We start from the raw sequence: 19,860 nt of genomic DNA on the forward strand, positions 1-19,860 counted from the left end.
CCGGGCCGGGTCACGCGCGGGCGGCGTCCCAGGCGGCGCTGCCGAGGAAGTAGGTGTCGTAGAGCTCCTGGACGTCCAGGAGGCTCTCGGGCGGCACCTTGCCGTAGGCGATGCGCTCCAGGTGCCGGAAGTACTCGAACCGCTCGACGCCGGGCGTGATGACGATGAGGATGTCGGCGTCCTCGCCGGGCGCGGCGGCGAAGGCGTGCGCGAGGCCGGGCGGGACGACGACGAGGTCGCCGCGTTCGGCGGTGACGACCTGCTCGCCGGACAGCAGCTGCGCGGTGCCGTCCAGCATGTAGAACAGTTCGGCGGAGCCGTCGTGGCGGTGCGGCTTGGCGCCGTCGGCGCCGCCGGTGAGCGTGACCCGCTGGGTGGACAGGGCGCCGCCGGTCGAGCTGCTGTCGGCGAGCAGCCGGATGGTGGTGGGGGCCCGGCCGACGACCTCGGCCTCGGCGGAGCGGACGATCACGGACGAGTCGAAGTCCGGCGAGATCAGCGACATGGTGCCTCCTGGGTTCGGAATGGTTCGTAACGGTCGGTCGGGCCTGCGGTGGTCTTGCCCGCCGCCGCCGCCGCGGCGGCGCCGACGGCGCGCCGCGGCCGGGACGGGTTGCCCGCGCGGACGGGCGATGCGGTTGTCATATCAGCCGGCGAGGACAGCGCCGGCTCTCTCCGGATCCGGGACGGCTCCCGTTCGGAGACCGGAGGTCGGTCAAAGCGGAGCAGACCTGGCAGGCGAGCGCTCACCTGCAACGCCCGTGTCAGAGGGCGAAGAGCAGGGCGGCGCTGACGAGCACGATCACGGCGGTCGCGAAGTGGATGCCGAACGCGGTGGCCTTGGTGCCGCCGTGGCGCAGCACGATCAGGGTGTCGCCGAGGGGTGCGAGGGCGACGACCAGCATGTACCAGCCGGCGGCGTGGGCGCTCGCGAAGGCGATGAGGGCGAGGCCGAGGACGCCGAAGGTGAGGTCGCGCACCCCCTTGATCGCCAGGTAGGCGTCGGCGCCGCTGCCGGGCTCGGCGGGGACGCCGTACCCGGCGGCGGCCGCGTGCGGTGCGTAGAGGAAGCGCGCGCCGATGAAGACGACGAACAGGGCGAGGACGATCGCGAGGCCGTAGGCGAAGGGGGCGAGCATCAGGCATCTCCGAGTGCTAGCAGTGCTAGGAACGGGATCGACGCTAACACAAGCGTTGGCAGAATGGCTAGCGCTGCTAGAATCGCTGCCATGTCAATCCAGACGCGCCGGGAGCGCGAGCGGGCGGAGCGGGAGCGGCTGATCGTCACGGCCGCGCGGGAGCTGGCCGAGGCCGAGGGCTGGGACGCGGTGACCACGCGGCGGCTCGCCGCCGAGATCGAGTACAGCCAGCCCGTCCTCTACAGCCACTTCAAGGGCAAGGACGCCATCATGGCGGCCGTCGCGGTCGAGGGGTGCGCCGAACTGGCCGCCGACCTGCGCGAGGTCCGCGAGGCGGCCGCGGACCCCGCCGCCGCCCTCGCGGGCGTCGCCCGCGCCTACGCGGGGTTCGCCGACCGCAGGCCCGCCCTCTACGACGCGATGTTCGTCCTCGCCGTCGACCTGCCGTTCGCGACCCCCGAGGCGCCGGCGCCGCTGAAGGAGGCGTTCGGCGAGCTGCGCGAGACCGTCCGGCCGTTCGCCGGCGAGGACGAGCTGGAGACGCTCACCGAGACGTTCTGGAGCGCGCTGCACGGCCTCGTCTCCCTGATGCGCAACGGCCGCATGCGCCGCGCGCACCACGACCAGCGCCTCGCCGTCCTGATCCGGCGCTTCTCGAACTGACCTGCCGCCGGTCAACATTCGTCCTGCTTCGATATCGGCGCAGTTCGGTGCGGGTAGGGCGTGGTCAAAGGACCAGCGAACTCGGGGGACGGGAGGCCATGCACATCCGGTCCCCGGTGAAGCCGATGCTGACCGTGACGGTCGACCGCGTCCCGCCGCCGCAGGCGTGCCCGGGCGGCTGCCGCTACGAGCCGAAGTTCGACGGGTTCCGCGCGGTCGCGATGGTGGACGAGGACGGCGACGTCCAGCTGTGGTCGCGCCGCCGGGTGCGGTTCAACGAGGCGTTCCCCGAGATCGTGGTGGCGGTCGGCACGGCGTTCCCGCCCGGCACCGTGGTGGACGGCGAGATCGTCCGCTGGGGGCCGGACGGCCGCCTCGACTTCGGCGCGCTGCAGCGCCGGCACGTCGCCGGCCGCCGCCGGGCCGAACTCGCCCGCGACGAGCCCTGCCACTACGTCGTGTTCGACGTCCTCGAATCGGGCGGCGCCGACCTGCGCCCGCGGCCGCTGCGCGAGCGGCGGGACGTCCTGGAGGCGCTGCTCGGCGACACTCCGCCCGGCGCGCGCGTGATCGGCACGCCGCAGACCGCCGACGTCGAGGAGGCCCTGCTGTGGTTCGACGCGCTGGCCGAGCAGGGCATCGAGGGCCTGGTCGTGAAGGACGCCGACGCCCCCTACGAGGAGGGGCGGCGCCGCTGGTGGAAGGTGAAGCGGCGGATCACCGCCGAGGCGGTCGTCGGCGGGGTGACCGGCACCCGGCAGGCGCCCGAGTCGCTGATCCTCGGCCGCTACGACGCCGAGGGCCGGCTCCGCGTCGTGGCGCGGACGACGCCGCTGGCGCCCGCCGCCCGGACCGTCCTCGGCGGCGTGCTGCGGCACGCCGGGCCGGACCATCCGTGGCCTCCCGAGCTGCCCGCCGGGTTCGCCGGCGGGCTGTACGGCGCCCATCCGCCGATCCGCTACGTGCGGACCGAGCCGGAGGTCGTGGTGGAGTTCAGCGGGGACGCCGCGGTGGAGGGCGGCCGGTGGCGGCACGCCGTCCGCTACCACCGGATCCGGACCGACCTGCCGCCCTCCGAGGTGCCGGAGTTCGGCGCCCCCGCCTGACCGGGGCGGCGACGCCGACGCGCTTACCAGCGGTATCCGGAACATGGTTCCGGCATGATCCGGAACCGCAGGTCCGTGCGGCGCCTCAGCGGCGGCGCAGGGAGGCGTCGAGCAGGGCGGGCGGGGTGTCGAACTTCTCGTGCGCCGCGAGGTCGGTGCCGGGGGCGACGATCGCGTCGATCGCGTCCAGGACGTCGGCGGGCAGTACGGTGTCGGCGGCGGCGAGCTGCGCGTGCAGGTGGTCCAGCGTGCGGGGGCCGATGAGCGCGCTGGTCACGGCCGGATGCGCGGTCACGAAGCCGAGCGCGAGCTGGATCATCGTCAGCCCGGCCTCGTCGGCGACCGCCGCGAGCCGCTCGACCGCGTCCAGCCTGGCCTGGTTGGCGGGGAGGGACAGGTCGAACCGCTCGGGCATCAGCGCCGAGCGGCGGGTGCCGGCCTCCCGCCCCGCGCGGACCGCGCCGGTCAGCCACCCCGAGGCCAGCGGGCTCCACGCCAGCACACCGAGGCCGTACTGCTCGGTCACGGGCAGCACGTCCGCCTCGATCCCGCGCTGCAGGATCGAGTAGCTGGGCTGCTCGGTCGCGTAGCGGCTCAGGCCGCCGGCGCGGGCCGCCCACTCCGCCTGGACGATCCGGTACGCGGGGTACGTCGAGGAGCCGAAGTAGCGGATCTTCCCCGCGCGCTGCAGGTCGGTCAGGGCCGACAGCGTCTCCTCGTCGCTGGTCGACGGGTCCCACCGGTGGATCTGGTAGAGGTCCACATGGTCGACGCCGAGGCGGCGCAGGCTGTTGTCCAGCGCGGTCACCAGCCAGCGGCGCGAGGCGCCGCGGTGGTTGCGCTCCTCGCTCATCGGCATCCCCGCCTTCGTGGCGAGCACGATGTCGTCGCGGCGCCCGGCGATGGCCTTGCCGACCATCTCCTCCGACTCGCCGCGGCCGTACATGTCGGCGGTGTCGATGAGGTTGACGCCCGCCTCCAGCGCGGCGTCGACGATGGCGGTGGCCTCGTCCTGCGGGGTGTCGCCGATCGCCCCGAAGTTCATCGCGCCGAGCGCCAGCGAACTGACCTGCACGCCGGTGCGGCCCAAGGTGCGGTACTGCATGGACGGTCTCCTTCATAGGCGAATGCGTTCATGGGCGTATGCGCATGACCGGTGCTCCGCTCTGGCATCATGGAGCCAAAGCGGAACCGTGTTCCTGAACGATACGGAACACGGTTCCGCATTGCAAGCGCGCGCAGTGGAGCAGTGGAGGGACGCACGGTGAACGACGGCGGCGAGGGCGGCGAGGGCGCGCGGGGCGCGGCCCCGTCCAAGCGCAAGGACGCGCGGCGCAACCGGGAGGCCCTGCTCAACGCGGCCGCGGCGGTCTTCGTCGCGTCCGGGGTGGACGCGCCGGTGCGCGACATCGCGGCCAGGGCGGGCGTCGGCGTGGGGACCATCTACCGCCACTTCCCGACGCGGGCGGACCTCATCATCGCCGTCTACCGGCACCAGGTCGAGGCCTGCGCCGAAGCGGGGCCCGAACTGCTCGGAAGCTGCCCGACCCCGTACGCCGCGCTGGGCCGCTGGATCAACCTGTTCGTCGACTTCCTGGTCACCAAGCACGGGCTCGCCGCCGTGCTGCGGGCCGACGACCCCGGCTTCGGCGCCCTGCACGACTACTTCCTCGACCGGCTCGTCCCCGTGTGCGGCCAACTGCTGCGAGCCGCGGCCGACGCGGGCGAGATCCGCTCCGACGTGGACGCCCTCGAACTCATGCGCGGCGTCGGGAACCTGTGCATCGGCGCCGACTCCGATCCCCGCTACGACGCGCGCCGGCTGGTCGGGTTCCTCGTCGCGGGCCTGCGCCGGACGGAGTGACCGCGCCGGCCGCGGAGTGACCGCCCGCAGCCGCGCGGGCCATGGACGCGACCCGTCCCCGGTGGTAAGCAAGCACTGACGGGCCGGTGTCGCGGCCCAGCGGAGTGCGGAGGCCCTCATGGACTACGACTACGTCATCGTCGGCGCCGGATCCGCGGGCTGCGCCCTGGCCGCGCGGCTGTCGGAGGACCCGTCCGTCACCGTCGCGCTGCTGGAGGCCGGCGGCCCGGACGACAAGAGCGAGATCCACGTCCCGGCCGCGTTCGCCAAGCTGTTCAAGACCGAGTACGACTGGGACTTCAGCACCGCCGAGCAGGCCGAGATGGACGGGCGGGAGCTGTACTGGCCGCGCGGCCGGATGCTCGGCGGGTCGTCCTCGCTCAACGCGATGATGTGGGTGCGCGGCCACGCCGCCGACTTCGACGGCTGGGGCGTGCCCGGCTGGTCGTACGCCGACGTCGAGCCGTACTTCAAGCGCGCCGAGGGACGCGTCGGCAGCAACGAGGGCGGCGTGTACGGGACGACCGGCCCCGTCACGATCTCCGAGCAGCGCAGCCCGAACGCCTCGACCCGCGCGTTCCTCGACGCGTGCGCCGCCGCCGGGCTGACCCGGCTGCCCGAACTGAACGGGCCGTCCAACGAGGGGTACGCGCAGACGCCGGTCAGCCAGCGGCGCGGCCGCCGGTGCAGCGCCGCCGACGCCTACCTGCGCCCCGCCCGCAAGCGCCCGAACCTGTCGGTCGTCACCGGCGCGCCGGTGTCGAGGATCCTTATCGAGGACGGCCGCGCGACCGGCGTCCAGTACGGCGGCGAGCGCGTCACCGCCCGCCGCGAGGTCGTGCTGTCGGCGGGCGCGATCGGCTCGCCGCACCTGCTGATGCTCTCCGGGATCGGCGACCCCGACCAGCTGCGCGCCGCGGGCGTCGAGCCGGTCCTGGAGCGGCCGGAGGTCGGCCGCCACCTGCAGGACCACCTGTCGGTCGGCGTCGTCCGGCACTGCCCCAAGAAGGTCACGCTCGCGGGCGCCGAGTCGCTGCCCAACATCGTCCGGTACCTGGTCGCCCGGCGCGGGCCGTTCACCTCCAACGTCGGCGAGGCGGTCGTGTTCCTCCGCAGCGACCCGGCACAGCCCGCGCCCGACCTGGAGCTGGTGTTCGCGCCGGCCCCGTACGTGGCGCACGGCCTCACACCGCCGACCGAGCACGGCGTGACGCTCGGCGTCGTCCTGCTGCGGCCCGAGTCGGCGGGGCGGATCACGCTCGCGTCCGCCGACCCGGCCGCGCCGCCGTCGATCGACCCGGCCTACCTGACCGGCGAGAGCGACCTGCGCCGCCTGGTCCACGGGCTCAAGTACGCCGACGAGCTGATGTCGGGCGACGCGCTCAAGCCCTACGTCGGCGAGCCCATGGACCCCTACGTCGGGCCGGACGACGAGGAGGCCCTCGCCCGCTACGTCCGGGGGCACGCCGAGACGCTGTACCACCCGACCGGCACGTGCCGCATGGGCACCGACGACGACGCCGTGGTCGACCCTGAGCTGCGCGTCCGCGGCGTCGAGGGCCTGCGCGTCGCGGACGTCTCGATCCTCCCGGAGATCACCCGCGGCCACACCAACGCGCCCGCCATCATGATCGGCGAACGCGCCGCCGACCTGGTCAGGACAGCCAGCCGAGGATCCGCGCGTTGACCTCGTCCGGCCGGTCGAGCTGGAGGAAGTGGCCGGCCTCCGGAACCGACTCGGCGCGCGAGCCGGGCGGGAGGGCCGCGCGGACGGCGTCGAGGTCGACGACGTCGGCGCCGAGGCAGCCGTCGGCGGCGCCGTGCAGGTAGAGGACGGGCACCTCGCCGATGTCGGAGGCCGCCTCCTGCTCGGCGGCGTACCGCTCGATGAGCTTGGACGGGTCGAGCATGGCGCGGTAGTAGCCGATCGCCGCCTCGGCGTTGGCCGGGGTGGCGAGGCACTCCATGACGTGGTCGACGTCCGCCGTGCGGTCGCGGCCGTCCGCGGGTGACCAGTCGCGCCACAGGCCCTCGATGAACGCGCGGTTCAGCGCCAGCTCCGCGAGGGGCGTCTGGAAGACGAAGATGTAGAACGAGCGCTTGAGCTGCTCGTAGTCGAAGAACGCGGTGGTCATCACCGACATCGGCGGGACGGACATGGCGACGGCCTTCCGCCACCGGCCGGGCGCGACGTTCGCGGCGCCGTAGGCGGTGAAGGCGCCCCAGTCGTGGCCGATGACGACGGCGTCGGAGCCGCCGCCGAGGGCCTCGTGCAGGGCGACGGCGTCGGCGGCGAGCGCGCCGGTCTGGAAGGCTCCGTCCTCCGGGACGGACGTGGGCGCGTACCCGCGCATGAACGGCGCCACGGCACGGTACCCGGCGGCGGCCAGCTCGGGCATGAGGTGCCGCCAGGTGTGCGCCGAGTCGGGGAAGCCGTGCAGCAGCAGGGCCAGCGGGCCGTCCTCCGGGCCGGCCGCCAGGTAGCCGAAGTCGAGCCCGTTCGCCGTGACCGATCCGGTCGTGATGTCGCTCATGTCCCGCCTCCTCGGTTCGCGGCGCACGCTACCGGGCGGCCGGGAGGTCCCGGCGATCAGGGCCGTCATCCTTCGGATATCGGTGTATCACTATCTATTTACAGCGGAATCCGTGCTCACTTAGCATCATGACAACGGGATCAATCGCATCTGAGGGAACGTGATGACGGAGCCGGACGTGACCAGCGAGCAGCACGACGCGATGCAGAGGGCGGCGCGCGACCATCTGTGGATGCACTTCGCGCGCCACTCGGGGTCCCAGGGCGGCGCCGAGATCCCGGTGATCGTCCGGGGGGACGGCCCCTACGTGTACGACTCGGCGGGCCGCCGCTACCTGGACGGCCTGTCCGGGCTGTTCACCGTCCAGGCCGGGCACGGGCGCGAGGAGCTGGCGCAGGCCGCCGCCAAGCAGGCCGCCGAGCTGGCCTACTTCCCGATCTGGTCGTACGCGCACCCGAAGGCGGTCGAGCTGGCCGAGCGGCTCGCGGGCCTCGCGCCCGCCGGGCTGGACCGCGTCTTCTTCACCACCGGTGGCGGCGACGCCGTGGAGAGCGCGTGGAAGCTCGCCAAGCAGTACTTCAAGATGACCGGAAGGCCCACCAAGCACAAGGTCATCAGCCGCGCGGTCGCCTACCACGGCACCCCGCACGGCGCCCTGTCGCTGACCGGGCTGCCCGGCCTGAAGGCCCCGTTCGAGCCGCTCGTGCCGAGCGCGTTCCGGGTGCCGAACACCAACATCTACCGGGCCGCCGAGCACCGCGACGACCCCGAGGCGTTCGGCCGGTGGGCCGCCGACCGGATCGAGGAGGCCATCGAGTTCGAGGGCCCCGAGACCGTCGCCGCGGTGTTCCTGGAACCGGTGCAGAACTCGGGCGGCTGCTTCCCGCCGCCGCCCGGCTACTTCGAACGCGTCCGGGAGATCTGCGACCGGCACGACGTCCTGCTGGTGTCGGACGAGGTCATCTGCGCGTTCGGCCGGCTCGGCACGATGTTCGGCGCGCAGCGCTTCGGCTTCACGCCCGACATCATCACCTTCGCCAAGGGGGTGACCTCGGGGTACGCGCCGCTCGGCGGCATGCTCGTCGCCGACCGGCTGTTCGAGCCGTTCAAGCACGGGACGGAGATGTTCGCGCACGGCTACACCTTCGGCGGGCACCCGGTGGCGGCGGCGGTGGCGCTGGCCAACCTCGACCTGTTCGAGCGCGAGGACCTGAACGGCCACGTCATGCGCAACCGGGACGCGTTCCGCGCCACGCTGGAGCGCCTGCGCGACCTGCCGATCGTCGGGGACGTCCGCGGCGACGGCTACTTCTACGGCATCGAGCTGGTCAAGGACGGCGACACGCGGGAGACGTTCGACGACGACGAGTGCGAGCGGCTGCTGCGCGGCTTCCTCGACAAGGCGCTGTACGAGGCGGGCCTGTACTGCCGCGCCGACGACCGCGGCGACCCCGTCGTGCAGCTGGCGCCGCCGCTGGTCTGCGACCAGTCCCACTTCGACGAGATCGAGCAGATCCTGCGGTCGGTGCTCACGGAGGCGTGGGCGCGGATGTGAGCGCGATGCCGGGTCCGGCGGACGGGCCGGGCCCGGCGCGGCTAATGTGAGGCGGGTCACCTCGCCGATCAGTGTGCGCTTGCCGCTTTACTTTGAGAGGCTGCCTGTAAACCGAATCAGGTTCGGAATGCGATGAGGTGGTGGGCAGCGTGCTCAAGGTCGAGGAAATCAACCTGACGGACTGGGAGTTCTGGCGGCGGCCGCACGAGGACCGGCACGAGGCGTTCAAGACGCTGCGCTGGCACCCGGAGCTGGTCCGCTTCGAGGAACCCGACATCATCATCGCGCCGCGGGGCCCCGGCTACTACGCGCTCACCCGGCACGCCGACATCGTCGAGGCGTCCCGCCGCCCGCAGGACTTCTGCTCCGGCAAGGGCGCCATCAGCATCCCGGACATGCCGGGCGACATGCACGAGTACTTCGGCTCGATGATCAGCATGGACGACCCGCGGCACGCCAAGATCCGGCGCATCGTCTCCCGGGCGTTCTCCCCGCGCATGATCCAGCGGTTCGAGGACCAGGTCGAGCACGTCGCCGGGGAGATCGTGGCGAACGTCGCCGCGGGCGGCGGCACCGGCGACTTCGTCGCCGACGTCGCGGCCCGGCTCCCGCTGAAGATCATCTGCGACATGATGGGCATCGGCGAGGAGCACTACACGACCGTCCTGGACGCCACGAACGTCATCCTCGCCGGCAACGACTCGGAGTTCCTGCCCTCGGAGAACGCCGAGGAGATGGCGATGGCGCTGCTCGGCGCCGGCGAGACGCTCAAGGGCATCGTCGAGGACCTCGGCCGGCGGCGCCGCGAGCACCCCACCGACGACCTGACGTCCGCGCTGGTGAACGCCAACGTCGACGGCGAGTCGCTCAGCGACCAGGAGCTCGGCTCGTTCTTCATCCTGCTGGTGGTCGCCGGCAACGAGACCACCCGCAACGCCATCGCGCACGGCCTCGACCTGTTCACCCGCCACCCCGACCAGCGGGCCCTGCTCACCGCGGACTTCGACGGCCGCGTCGCGGGCGCGATCGAGGAGATCGTCCGGTACGTGTCGCCGGTCATCTGGATGCGCCGCACCGCCACCCGCGACACCGTGCTCAACGAGCACGAGATCAAGGAGGGCGACAAGCTCGTCCTCTACTACTGGTCCGGCAACCGCGACGAGTCCGTGTTCGCCGAGCCGGAGAAGTTCGACATCCTGCGCGACCCGAACCCGCACGTCGGGTTCGGCGGGCCCGGGCCGCACTTCTGCCTCGGCGCGCACCTGGCCCGGCGCGAGATCACCGTGATGTTCCGGGAGCTGCTGCGCCGGACGCCGGAGATCCGCGCGACCGCGGAGCCCGCCCGGCTGGAGTCCAACTTCATCAACGGGATCAAGCGCCTGCCCTACGCGTTCTGAGCCCTCGACCGGGCCTACCCGGGGCCTCGGCGTGCGGTGGAACGCCGCGCCGAGGCCCCGGGGCCCGCCGCCGGGTCAGCGCAGCTCGCGCTTGAGGATCTTGCCGGTGGCGGTCATCGGCAGCTCGTCCCGGAACTCCACGATCCGCGGGTACTTGTAGTTGGCGAACTGCTCCTTGCCCCACGCGACCAGCTCGTCCTCGGTCACGGCGGCGCCGGGCTTGCGGATCACGTACGCCTTGATCTCCTCGCCGTGCGAGGGGTGCTCGACGCCCACGACCGCCGCCAGCGACACGTCCGGGTGCGTCATGAGCACCTCTTCCAGCTCCCGCGGGTACACGTTGTACCCGCCGCGGATGATCATGTCCTTGGAGCGGTCGATGATGTAGTAGTAGCCCTCCTCGTCGCGGCGGGCCACATCACCGGTGCGGAACCAGCCGTCCTTGATCGAGGCCTCGGTCGCCTCGGGCCGGCCGTAGTAGCCCTTCATGATGTTGTGCCCGCGGATGGCGATCTCGCCGGGCCCCTCGCCCTCGATCTCCTTCCAGTCGTCGTCGATCAGCTTCATCTCGACGCCCCACACGGGCAGGCCGATCGAGCCGGGCTTGGTCGGGCGGTCCGGACGGTTGAACGAGGCCACCGGCGACGTCTCGGAGAGGCCGTAGCCCTCCAGGACGTCCACGTCGAACTTCTCCTTGACGCCCTTGAGGACCTCCATCGGCAGCGCCGACCCGCCCGACACCGCGACCCGCAGGTTCTCCTTGATCGTCGCGATGTCCTCGGCGGAGGTCTCGTCGGTCAGCAGGCCCCAGTACATCGTCGGGACGCCCGCGAAGATGTTCACCTTCTCCTTGACCATCAGCTCGACGGCCTGCTTCGCGTCGAACCGGGCCTGCATGACGAGGGTCGCGCGGCGGTAGAAGCCGACGTTCATCACGCACGTCTGGCCGAAGATGTGGAACAGCGGCAGCGTCACCAGCGAGGTGTCGTGCAGCGTCCGGTAGAAGAGCGTGTCGTCCACCATCGCGTTCGACAGCAGGTTGCTGTGCGTGAGCTCGGCGCCCTTCGGCTGGCCCGTCGTCCCGCTGGTGTAGATGATGACGGCGGTGTCGTCCGGGCCCGTCTGCGCGGTGTCGAACGTGCCCGGCTGCCCGGCGAGCGCGGCCCAGAACAGCTCCGCGCCCTCGATCGGGGACTCCGTCGCCGCCGGGTTCGCGGGCAGCAGGAAGAAGTGCTCGCACCCCTCGGCCTGCGCGAAGCCCGCGTGCCCCATCTCGCCGAGCGGCAGTTCCGGCGTGCCCTCGAAGCAGAAGAACGCCTTCGCGTCCGAGTCGCCGAGGTGGTAGGCGATCTCGCGCGGCTTGAGCAGCACGTTCAGCGGGACGACCACCGCGCCCGCCTTGAGCGCCCCGAAGTACACCATCGGGAAGTACGGGAGGTTCGGGCTGGACAGCGCCACCTTGTCGCCCGGGCCGATGCCGCGCGACCGCAGCAGGTTCGCGACCTGGTTCGCGACCGAGTCGATGAACGCGTAGGAGAGCCGAAGGTCGCCGAAGACGACGGCCTCCCGTTCGGGCGTCTCCCTGGCGGCGTCCTCCAGCAGCACGGACAGGTTGAGCATGGCACTCCTCGCGCGAAAGGTGACCGGCCGGTTAGTTACCGACGAGTCTACGAACGGTTCCGCACATCCTGCTGCACCGGACCGGGAGAAGGCCACCTCTTCCGGTGCTTTGACGTGGCATTTCGTTCTTGGCCCGCTTCTGCCGCCCGCGCCGGTGCCCTAACCACAGGCGGGAGGGCTTGCGGCTGCGCTACTCTTGATGTATGTCAGCCAGGCTGCTCCTCGAAGGACCACGTTGACGAACTGACGTCAGCGTGGTGGCCCCTCCTGTGCGAGGGGCCGTTTCATGTCGGCGGACGGCCCAGGACCCTGAAGGACGAAGCGGAGTCTGTAAGCGTGAGCAGCGACGAGCAATACGACCCACGGGCGGTTCAGGACAAGTGGCAGGCCCGCTGGGCGGAGCTCGACCCGTTCGCGGCCGATGAGAAGGACACCGCCACCGAGCGCCGCTACGCGCTGGACATGTTCCCCTACCCCAGCGGCGACCTGCACATGGGGCACGCCGAGGCGTTCGCCATCGGCGACGTCCCCGCGCGCTACTGGTTCCAGCGCGGCTACAACGTGCTGCACCCCATCGGCTGGGACTCCTTCGGCCTGCCCGCCGAGAACGCCGCCATCAAGCGCGACTCGCACCCCGCCGAGTGGACGTACGCCAACATCGAGACGCAGGCCGCCTCCTTCCAGCGGTACGCGCCGTCCTTCGACTGGACGCGCCGCCTGCACACCTCCGACCCCGAGTACTACAAGTGGACGCAGTGGCTGTTCCTGCGCTTCTACGAGCGGGGCCTGGCCTACCGCAAGGGCGGCCACGTCAACTGGTGCCCGAAGGACCAGACCGTCCTGGCCAACGAGCAGGTCGTCGGCGGGCACTGCGAGCGCTGCGGCGCGCTGGTCGAGAAGCGCGTGCTGACCCAGTGGTACTTCAAGATCACCGACTACGCCGACCGGCTGCTGGACGACATGGCGCAGCTGGAGGGCAAGTGGCCCGAGCGCGTCCTGCTGATGCAGCGCAACTGGATCGGCCGCTCCACCGGCGCCGACGTCGACTTCGCCATCGAGGGCCGGGACGAGCCCGTCACCGTCTACACCACCCGCCCCGACACCCTGTTCGGCGCGACGTTCATGGTCGTCGCCGCCGACGCCGCGCTGGCCGAGGAGATCTGCCACCCCGACCACCGCGCCGCGTTCGAGGCCTACCGCGAGGAGGTCTCGCGGGAGAGCGAGATCGAGCGGCTGTCCACCGAGCGCGAGAAGACCGGCGTGTTCCTGGGCCGCTACGCGGTCAACCCGGTCAACGGCGAGCGGCTGCCCGTCTGGGCGTCCGACTACGTGCTGGCCGAGTACGGCCACGGCGCGATCATGGCCGTCCCCGCGCACGACCAGCGCGACCTGGACTTCGCGCTGAAGTTCGGCCTGCCGGTCCGCGTCGTCGTCGAGACCGGGCTGGACGACCCCGCCGAGACCGGCGTCGCCACCCCCGGCGACGGCGCGATCGTCAACTCCGGGCCGATCGACGGGCTGGGCAAGACCGACGGCATCGCCCGCATCATCCAGATCCTGGAGGAGCGCGGCACCGGCCGCGGGTCCGTCAACTTCCGGCTGCGCGACTGGCTGGTGTCCCGGCAGCGGTTCTGGGGCTGCCCGATCCCGATCGTGCACTGCCCGTCCTGCGGCGAGGTCCCCGTCCCGGACGAGCAGCTGCCGGTGACCCTGCCCGAGGGCCTGCGCGGCGCCGACCTGGCGCCCAAGGGCACCTCGCCGCTGGCCGCCGCGGCCGACTGGGTCACCACCGACTGCCCCAAGTGCGGCGGCGCCGCGACCCGCGACACCGACACCATGGACACGTTCGTCGACTCGTCCTGGTACTACTTCCGCTACTGCTCGCCCGGCCACGAGGGCGGCCCGTTCGACGTCGAGCAGGTCCGCCGGTGGATGCCGGTCGACCAGTACACCGGCGGCGTCGAGCACGCGATCCTGCACCTGCTGTACAGCCGCTTCTTCACGAAGGTCCTGTACGACATGGGCATGATCGACTTCACCGAGCCGTTCCGCCGGCTGCTGAACCAGGGCCAGGTGATCAACCAGGGCAAGGCGATGTCGAAGTCGCTGGGCAACGGCGTCGACCTGGGCGAGCAGATCGGCGAGTTCGGGGTGGACGTCGTCCGGCTGGCGATCCTGTTCTCCGGCCCGCCCGAGGACGACATCGACTGGGCCGACGTGTCCCCGCACGGGATGTCGAAGTTCCTGTCCCGCGTGCACCGCATCGCCACCGAGGTCTCGTCCGCGCCGGGCGCCGACCCCGCGACCGGCGACACGGCGCTGCGCCGCGTCACGGCCCGCACCGTCGACGAGGCCACCACACTGGTCGAGACCGAGCGGTTCAACGTCGCGATCGCGCGGATCATGGAGCTGGTCACCGCGACCCGCAAGGCCATCGACTCCGGCCCCGGCGCCGCCGACCCGGCCGTCCGCGAGGCCGCCGAGACGATCGCGATCCTGCTGTCGCTGTTCGCGCCCTACACCGCCGACGAGGCGTGGGAGCTGCTGGGCCGCACCGCCCCGGTGATCCGGGCCGGCTGGCCGACCGCCGACCCGGCGCTGCTGGTGGAGGAGTCGGTCACCTGCGTCGTGCAGATCGCCGGCAAGGTCCGCGACCGGCTGGAGGTGCCGCCCGGCATCGCCGAGGAGGAGCTGGAGCGCCGCGCGCTGGCCTCGGCCAAGGTCCAGGACGCGCTGGGCGGCGCCGAGATCATGAAGATCATCGTCCGCGCACCCAAGATCGTCAACATCGTCCCCAAGCGCTGACCGCCGCCCCCGCGCCCCCACCCCGGGGCGCGGGGGCCGCCGTCGGGCTCGTGGGGACCGGGCCGGTGGGCATGCCGACGGGCCGCCGGAGAGCCTCCGGCGGCCGTTTCGACGTGCGCGCTACATCTTGCGGAGGACGGCGACGACGCGGCCCAGCACGGACGCCTCGTCGCCGGGGATCGGCTCGTAGGCGGGGTTCTGCGGCATCAGCCAGATGTGGCCGTCGTCGCGCCGCTTGAAGGTCTTGACCGTGGCCTCGCCGTCGATCATGGCGGCCACGATGTCGCCCTGCTCGGCCACCGGCTGCTGCCGGACCACGACCCAGTCACCGTCCGCGATCGCGGCGTCGATCATCGAGTCGCCGGTGACCTTCAGCAGGAAGTGCGTGCCCTCGCCGACGAGCTGCTTCGGCAGGGTGAACACGTCCTCGACGGACTCCTCGGCGAGGATCGGGCCACCGGCCGCGATCCGGCCGACGAGCGGCACGTAGGCGGGCGCGGGCTGCGCCGTGGCCGGCTGCCCTCCCGCGGCCTCGTAGGCCTCCTCGTCGGTGCGCACCGGCGTCGCGCCGGGCACCCGGACCTCGACGGCGCGCGGGCGGTTCGGGTCGCGCCGCAGGAAGCCCTTGCGCTGCAGCGAGCGGAGCTGGTGCGACACGCTGGAGGTGCTGGTCAGCCCCACGGCCTCGCCGATCTCGCGCATCGACGGCGGGTAGCCGCGGCGCTGGACCGAGTCGCGGATCACCTCCAGCACCATGCGCTGCCGCTGCGTCAGGCCCGTCTCGTCCATCGGCCCGTCGGGCAGGTCCCGGACCTTGCTCATCGCTCGTCGCCTCCCGGGCGCCTCGATCGGTCACTCCTTGTCATGAACGCTATCGCGTCCCGGCCTAATGATCAAACAATTGTTCGAAGATGTACTCGCTTTTTCCGGGCGCCGCCTGATACAACATCGTACAGGCGTTCGATCGAAAATTCATTCGACGACGAGGAGTGGAGAGATGTCCGGTTCACTCCGCGGTGACCGCCCCCCGATCCGCCTGACCCGCCGCGGCCGCGCCGTTCTGGTGGGCTTCGCCGCGACCGTCATCCTCGTCGCCCTCTGGCTCACGGTCGGCCCCGGCGCCTTCGCCGGCGCCGGCGAAGGCGACCGCGGCGGCCCGTCCGGCCCGCCGCGCACCGTGGTCGTCGGGCCCGGCGACACGCTGTGGGGCATCGCGTCCGCCGCCGACCCCGGCGCCGACCCGCGGCGGACCGTGGACCGCATCATGGACCTCAACGGCCTGCGCGGCGACCCCGTCGTCCGCCCCGGCCAGGAAATCCGCCTCCCCGCCGGCTGACGCCCCCTCCGCACCCGCGCCCAGGGGCGTGCGGGTGCGTGTGGTCCGATGGGGCGGCTCGTGGTCGCCGGGGCGTGTTACGGGTGGGGCTCGGGGGAGCGGGGCGGCTACCTGCCCGGACGTTCGGCGGGGTGGGGGTTTCCGGGGCCGCGGGGCCTCCGACCAGGCGTTCTGTGATCGCCGTGGACGCTGGGTGACGACACGCCCGGGACGAAATCGGGGAGGCGGGAGGTGACCTGCGCGGACGCGCCGGATGTGACGTGCGAGGCTCCCGATCAGGTTGCGAAGGCCTGCGTCGAGCCGTACGGTTGACCACAACATCTAGTAGTCACATCGATGTAGTTCCCTATATATGGCGATCACATCGGTGTAACTCGTTTACGTCAGGGAGGTATCGAGCGTGCACTGCCCGTTCTGCCGCAACCCTGACACCAAAGTGATCGACAGCCGTTCCACCGATGACGGGGCCGCCATTCGGCGGCGCCGGTCGTGCGCGGAATGCGGCAAGCGATTCACCACCCAGGAGAATGTGCTCGTCATGGTGGCCAAGCGCAGCGGGGTCACCGAGCCGTTCTCCCGAGAAAAGATCATCGCCGGGGTGCGCAGGGCCTGCCAGGGCCGTCCGGTCGACGAGGATGCGCTCGCGAAGCTGGGGCAGCGGGTCGAAGAGGCGATCAGATCGTCCGGATCCGCGGAAATCCCCTCGCACGAGGTCGGCCTCGCGATTCTGGGGCCACTGCGCGAACTCGACGAGGTCGCGTATCTGCGATTCGCCTCGGTCTACCGGAGCTTCGAGTCGCTGGACGACTTCGCCAAGGAGATCGAAGCACTGCGGAAGGCCGGTTCCTCGGGGGAGCACGGCCCGCCCCGGTAGGGGGCGGTTCCGGCATCCACAAAGCACAGTGAAAGCGCCTCCGCGCGGGCATGGTCCGTGCGGTGGCGGGGTTGTTCCTGAACAGGGTCCGGCGGGAGGGCCCGAGAAGGGGGAAGGTCATGACGGAGACGGTGAGCGGCTCGGCGGCACGGCGCGGCAAGGGGGGCCGCAAAGGGCTGAAGGTCGAGCGCATCTTCACCACGCCCGGCGTGCACCCGTACGACGAGATGCGCTGGGAGCGTCGTGACGTCGTCATGACCAACTGGCGCGACGGCTCGGTGAACTTCGAGCAGCGCGGCGTCGAGTTCCCCGACTTCTGGTCGCTGAACGCGGTCAACATCGTCACGTCCAAGTACTTCCGCGGCGCGGTCGGCACCCCGCAGCGGGAATGGAGCCTGAAGCAGCTCGTCGACCGGGTCGTCCGCGGCTATGTGGAGACCGGCCTGCGGGAGGGCTACTTCGCCTCCGAGGAGGACGCCGAGATCTTCGACCACGAGCTGAAGTACGCGCTGGTCCACCAGCTCTTCAGCTTCAACTCGCCGGTCTGGTTCAACGTGGGCACCAAGTCGCCGCAGCAGGTGAGCGCCTGCTTCATCCTGTCGGTGGACGACACGATGGAGTCCATCCTCGACTGGTACAAGGAAGAGGGCGTCATCTTCAAGGGAGGCTCCGGCGCCGGCCTGAACCTGTCCCGCATCCGCTCCAGCAAGGAGCTGCTGTCCTCCGGCGGCACCGCCAGCGGCCCCGTCTCCTTCATGCGCGGCGCCGACGCCTCCGCCGGGACGATCAAGTCCGGGGGCGCGACCCGCCGCGCCGCGAAGATGGTCGTGCTGGACGTCGACCACCCCGACATCGAGGAGTTCATCGAGACCAAGGCGCGCGAGGAGGACAAGATCCGCGCGCTGCGGGACGCCGGGTTCGACATGGACCTCGGCGGCAAGGACATCGGCTCCGTCCAGTACCAGAACGCCAACAACTCCGTCCGGGTCTCCGACGAGTTCATGCAGGCCGTCGAGTCCGGCGGCGAGTTCGGGCTGCGCGCCCGGATGACCGGCGAGGTCGTCTCGACCGTCAAGGCCAAGGAGCTGTTCCGGCTGATGGCCAAGGCGGCGTGGGAGTGCGCCGACCCCGGCATCCAGTACGACGACACGATCAACGACTGGCACACCAACCCCGAGACGGGCCGCATCACCGCGTCCAACCCGTGCTCGGAGTACATGAGCCTGGACAACTCGTCCTGCAACCTCGCCAGCATCAACCTGCTGAAGTTCCTCACCGACGCGGGCACGTTCGACGTCGCGAAGTTCGTGAAGCTCACCGAGCTGATCATCACGGCGATGGACATCTCCATCACGTTCGCCGACTTCCCGACCGAGAAGATCGCCGAGACGACCCGCGACTACCGGCAGCTCGGCATCGGCTACGCCAACCTCGGCGCGCTGCTGATGGCGACCGGGCACGCCTACGACTCCGAGGGCGGCCGGTCCCTCGCCGCGGCGATCACGTCGCTGATGACGGGCGTCGCCTACCGCCGGTCCGCCGAGATCGCCGGCGTCGTCGGCCCGTACGCCGGCTACGCGCGCAACGCCGAGGCGCACAAGCGCGTCATGCGCAAGCACGCCGCCGCCAACGACGGCATCCGCACGCTGGACGAGATGGACAAGACCATCCACGCCGCCGCCGCCAAGCAGTGGGCGGACTGCCTCAAGGCCGGCGAGAAGCACGGCTACCGCAACGCCCAGGCCAGCCTCCTCGCGCCGACCGGCACGATCGGCCTGATGATGGACTGCGACACCACCGGCATCGAGCCCGACCTCGCGCTGATGAAGTTCAAGAAGCTCGTCGGCGGCGGGTCCATGCAGATCGTCAACCACACGGTGCCGCGCGCCCTGGAGCAGCTCGGCTACCAGCAGGAGCAGATCGAGGCGATCGTCGAGTACATCGCCGAGCACGGCCACGTGGTGGACGCGCCCGGCCTGCGCCCCGAGCACTACGAGGTGTTCGACTGCGCGATGGGCGAGCGGGCGATCAGCCCGATGGGGCACGTCCGGATGATGGCGGCCGTCCAGCCGTTCCTGTCCGGCGCGATCTCCAAGACGGTCAACATGCCGGAGCAGGCCACCATCGAGGACATCGAAAAGGTGTACTTCGAGGGCTGGCGGCTCGGCCTGAAGGCCCTCGCGATCTACCGCGACAACTGCAAGGTCGGCCAGCCGCTGTCGGCCGCCGGCAAGAAGGACAAGGACAAGGCGGAGCCGGCCGAGGCGCTGGCGCCGCGCCCGGTCCGGCGGCGGCTGCCGAAGCAGCGCCCCGCGACCGTCACCCGGTTCTCCGTCGCGGGCGCCGAGGGCTACATGACCGCCTCGTCCTACCCGGACGACGGCGTCGGCGAGGTCTTCCTCAAGCTCGGCAAGCAGGGCTCCACGCTCGCCGGCGTGATGGACGCCTTCTCCATGGCGATCTCCATCAGCCTGCAGTACGGCGTCCCGCTGGAGACGTGGGTGGAGAAGTTCACCAACATGCGGTTCGAGCCCGCCGGGATGACCGACGACCCCGACATCCGCATGGCGACCTCGGTGATGGACTACATCTTCCGCCGCCTGGCGCTGGACCACCTCCCCTACGAGGAGCGCGCGGGCCTCGGCATCTTCACCGCCGAGGAACGCGCGATGCAGGCCAACGGCGAGGACCCGGCGGCCCTGCACGCCGAGGACGAGGTCGACCACGAGTCGCTCGCCCAGTCCGCCGCGATCACCCGTCCGGCGGCGCCGGCCCCGGCCGCCGAGGCGCACTCGTCGGTGGAGGCGATCGAGAGCCGCCAGGGCCGCACGGCCGACGCGCCGCTCTGCCTCACCTGCGGCACGAAGATGCGCCCGGCCGGCAGCTGCTACGTCTGCGAAGGCTGCGGCTCCACCAGCGGCTGCAGCTGATCAGGGCCGATATCGGCTGAATGACGCGTAGACGGAG

16 protein-coding genes are annotated in these 19,860 nt (G+C 71.4%); 10 read left to right on the top strand and 6 right to left on the bottom strand.

The genetic code is table 11. The annotated features are described in order from the left end of the window. Positions 1–10: 10 nt before the first annotated feature. Both ACGFI1_RS41775 and ACGFI1_RS41780 read right to left on the bottom strand, forming a co-directional pair. Entirely contained in the window at positions 11–505 is a 495-nt protein-coding gene (locus tag ACGFI1_RS41775) for a cupin domain-containing protein (protein WP_138637721.1), read from the bottom strand. A gap of 259 nt (positions 506–764) precedes the next feature. Then, positions 765–1,139 (bottom strand): DUF4267 domain-containing protein, encoded by a 375-nt coding sequence (locus ACGFI1_RS41780; RefSeq protein WP_387074381.1) that lies wholly within the window; start codon positions 1,137–1,139, stop codon positions 765–767. 90 nt (positions 1,140–1,229) lie between these two features. On the opposite strand from ACGFI1_RS41780, the gene ACGFI1_RS41785 reads away from it, so the two are divergent. Continuing rightward, a complete protein-coding gene (locus ACGFI1_RS41785) occupies positions 1,230–1,802 on the top strand; it encodes a TetR/AcrR family transcriptional regulator (protein WP_392793209.1) in 573 nt (190 codons plus the stop codon). A gap of 98 nt (positions 1,803–1,900) precedes the next feature. After that, positions 1,901–2,908, top strand: coding sequence for an ATP-dependent DNA ligase (locus ACGFI1_RS41790; RefSeq protein ID WP_364552786.1), 1,008 nt, complete (start codon positions 1,901–1,903; stop codon positions 2,906–2,908). Positions 2,909–2,993: 85 nt separating this feature from the next. On the opposite strand, the gene ACGFI1_RS41795 is transcribed toward ACGFI1_RS41790, so the two are convergent. Beyond that, positions 2,994–4,013, bottom strand: a complete 1,020-nt coding sequence (locus ACGFI1_RS41795; protein WP_392793210.1) for an aldo/keto reductase — start codon at positions 4,011–4,013, stop codon at positions 2,994–2,996. A gap of 144 nt (positions 4,014–4,157) precedes the next feature. On the opposite strand from ACGFI1_RS41795, the gene ACGFI1_RS41800 reads away from it, so the two are divergent. Next, positions 4,158–4,772, top strand: coding sequence for a TetR/AcrR family transcriptional regulator (locus ACGFI1_RS41800; protein WP_392793211.1), 615 nt, complete (start codon positions 4,158–4,160; stop codon positions 4,770–4,772). 118 nt (positions 4,773–4,890) lie between these two features. Continuing rightward, the gene (locus tag ACGFI1_RS41805) at positions 4,891–6,459 is read left to right on the top strand and encodes a GMC family oxidoreductase (RefSeq protein WP_392793213.1); all 1,569 of its coding nucleotides are present in this window, start codon (positions 4,891–4,893) and stop codon (positions 6,457–6,459) included. Here ACGFI1_RS41805 and ACGFI1_RS41810 read toward each other — a convergent pair. Further along, a complete protein-coding gene (locus ACGFI1_RS41810; RefSeq protein WP_392793214.1) occupies positions 6,428–7,306 on the bottom strand; it encodes an alpha/beta fold hydrolase in 879 nt (292 codons plus the stop codon). The two genes, ACGFI1_RS41805 and ACGFI1_RS41810, sit on opposite strands and share 32 nt — an antisense overlap. 163 nt (positions 7,307–7,469) lie before the next feature. Between ACGFI1_RS41810 and ACGFI1_RS41815 the strand changes: the two genes are divergently transcribed. Both ACGFI1_RS41815 and ACGFI1_RS41820 read left to right on the top strand, forming a co-directional pair. Continuing rightward, positions 7,470–8,861: an aspartate aminotransferase family protein gene (locus ACGFI1_RS41815; protein ID WP_386870937.1), complete on the top strand. Its 1,392-nt coding sequence runs from the start codon at positions 7,470–7,472 to the stop codon at positions 8,859–8,861. A gap of 140 nt (positions 8,862–9,001) precedes the next feature. After that, positions 9,002–10,258, top strand: coding sequence for a cytochrome P450 (locus tag ACGFI1_RS41820; protein WP_392793215.1), 1,257 nt, complete (start codon positions 9,002–9,004; stop codon positions 10,256–10,258). 75 nt (positions 10,259–10,333) lie between these two features. On the opposite strand, the gene ACGFI1_RS41825 is transcribed toward ACGFI1_RS41820, so the two are convergent. Continuing rightward, positions 10,334–11,878, bottom strand: a complete 1,545-nt coding sequence (locus ACGFI1_RS41825) for a long-chain-fatty-acid--CoA ligase (RefSeq protein ID WP_364552794.1) — start codon at positions 11,876–11,878, stop codon at positions 10,334–10,336. Positions 11,879–12,214: 336 nt separating this feature from the next. Between ACGFI1_RS41825 and leuS the strand changes: the two genes are divergently transcribed. Next, complete coding sequence (leuS, locus tag ACGFI1_RS41830; protein WP_392793216.1) at positions 12,215–14,683, top strand: leucine--tRNA ligase; 2,469 nt, start codon at positions 12,215–12,217, stop codon at positions 14,681–14,683. 120 nt (positions 14,684–14,803) lie between these two features. Here the strand turns inward: leuS and lexA are convergent, their stop codons facing one another. Further along, complete coding sequence (lexA, locus tag ACGFI1_RS41835; RefSeq protein WP_176198978.1) at positions 14,804–15,505, bottom strand: transcriptional repressor LexA; 702 nt, start codon at positions 15,503–15,505, stop codon at positions 14,804–14,806. Positions 15,506–15,680: 175 nt separating this feature from the next. On the opposite strand from lexA, the gene ACGFI1_RS41840 reads away from it, so the two are divergent. From ACGFI1_RS41840 to ACGFI1_RS41850, 3 genes are all read left to right on the top strand, one after another. Beyond that, entirely contained in the window at positions 15,681–16,019 is a 339-nt protein-coding gene (locus tag ACGFI1_RS41840; RefSeq protein ID WP_392793218.1) for a LysM peptidoglycan-binding domain-containing protein, read from the top strand. A 400-nt stretch (positions 16,020–16,419) separates the two neighbouring features. Beyond that, positions 16,420–16,893 carry a transcriptional regulator NrdR gene (nrdR, locus tag ACGFI1_RS41845; RefSeq protein WP_386870944.1) on the top strand — a complete coding sequence of 158 codons (474 nt, stop codon included), beginning with the start codon at positions 16,420–16,422 and terminating at the stop codon, positions 16,891–16,893. A 119-nt stretch (positions 16,894–17,012) separates the two neighbouring features. Continuing rightward, positions 17,013–19,823: a vitamin B12-dependent ribonucleotide reductase gene (locus ACGFI1_RS41850; protein WP_392793219.1), complete on the top strand. Its 2,811-nt coding sequence runs from the start codon at positions 17,013–17,015 to the stop codon at positions 19,821–19,823. Positions 19,824–19,860: the final 37 nt, after the last annotated feature.

Origin of the sequence: Actinomadura geliboluensis, assembly GCF_043197915.1 — a bacterium.
Lineage (GTDB): Bacteria > Actinomycetota > Actinomycetes > Streptosporangiales > Streptosporangiaceae > Spirillospora > Spirillospora geliboluensis.

What these genes read in the sequence shown, in the direction of transcription:
- ACGFI1_RS41775 (WP_138637721.1), bottom strand. Translation starts at nt 505, where the DNA reads ATGTCGCTGATCTCGCCGGACTTCGACTCGTCCGTGATCGTCCGCTCC.
- ACGFI1_RS41780 (WP_387074381.1), bottom strand. Translation starts at nt 1,139, where the DNA reads ATGCTCGCCCCCTTCGCCTACGGCCTCGCGATCGTCCTCGCCCTGTTC.
- ACGFI1_RS41785 (WP_392793209.1), top strand. Translation starts at nt 1,230, where the DNA reads ATGTCAATCCAGACGCGCCGGGAGCGCGAGCGGGCGGAGCGGGAGCGG.
- ACGFI1_RS41790 (WP_364552786.1), top strand. Translation starts at nt 1,901, where the DNA reads ATGCACATCCGGTCCCCGGTGAAGCCGATGCTGACCGTGACGGTCGAC.
- ACGFI1_RS41795 (WP_392793210.1), bottom strand. Translation starts at nt 4,013, where the DNA reads ATGCAGTACCGCACCTTGGGCCGCACCGGCGTGCAGGTCAGTTCGCTG.
- ACGFI1_RS41805 (WP_392793213.1), top strand. Translation starts at nt 4,891, where the DNA reads ATGGACTACGACTACGTCATCGTCGGCGCCGGATCCGCGGGCTGCGCC.
- ACGFI1_RS41810 (WP_392793214.1), bottom strand. Translation starts at nt 7,306, where the DNA reads ATGAGCGACATCACGACCGGATCGGTCACGGCGAACGGGCTCGACTTC.
- ACGFI1_RS41815 (WP_386870937.1), top strand. Translation starts at nt 7,470, where the DNA reads ATGACGGAGCCGGACGTGACCAGCGAGCAGCACGACGCGATGCAGAGG.
- ACGFI1_RS41825 (WP_364552794.1), bottom strand. Translation starts at nt 11,878, where the DNA reads ATGCTCAACCTGTCCGTGCTGCTGGAGGACGCCGCCAGGGAGACGCCC.
- lexA (WP_176198978.1), bottom strand. Translation starts at nt 15,505, where the DNA reads ATGAGCAAGGTCCGGGACCTGCCCGACGGGCCGATGGACGAGACGGGC.
- ACGFI1_RS41840 (WP_392793218.1), top strand. Translation starts at nt 15,681, where the DNA reads ATGTCCGGTTCACTCCGCGGTGACCGCCCCCCGATCCGCCTGACCCGC.
- ACGFI1_RS41850 (WP_392793219.1), top strand. Translation starts at nt 17,013, where the DNA reads ATGACGGAGACGGTGAGCGGCTCGGCGGCACGGCGCGGCAAGGGGGGC.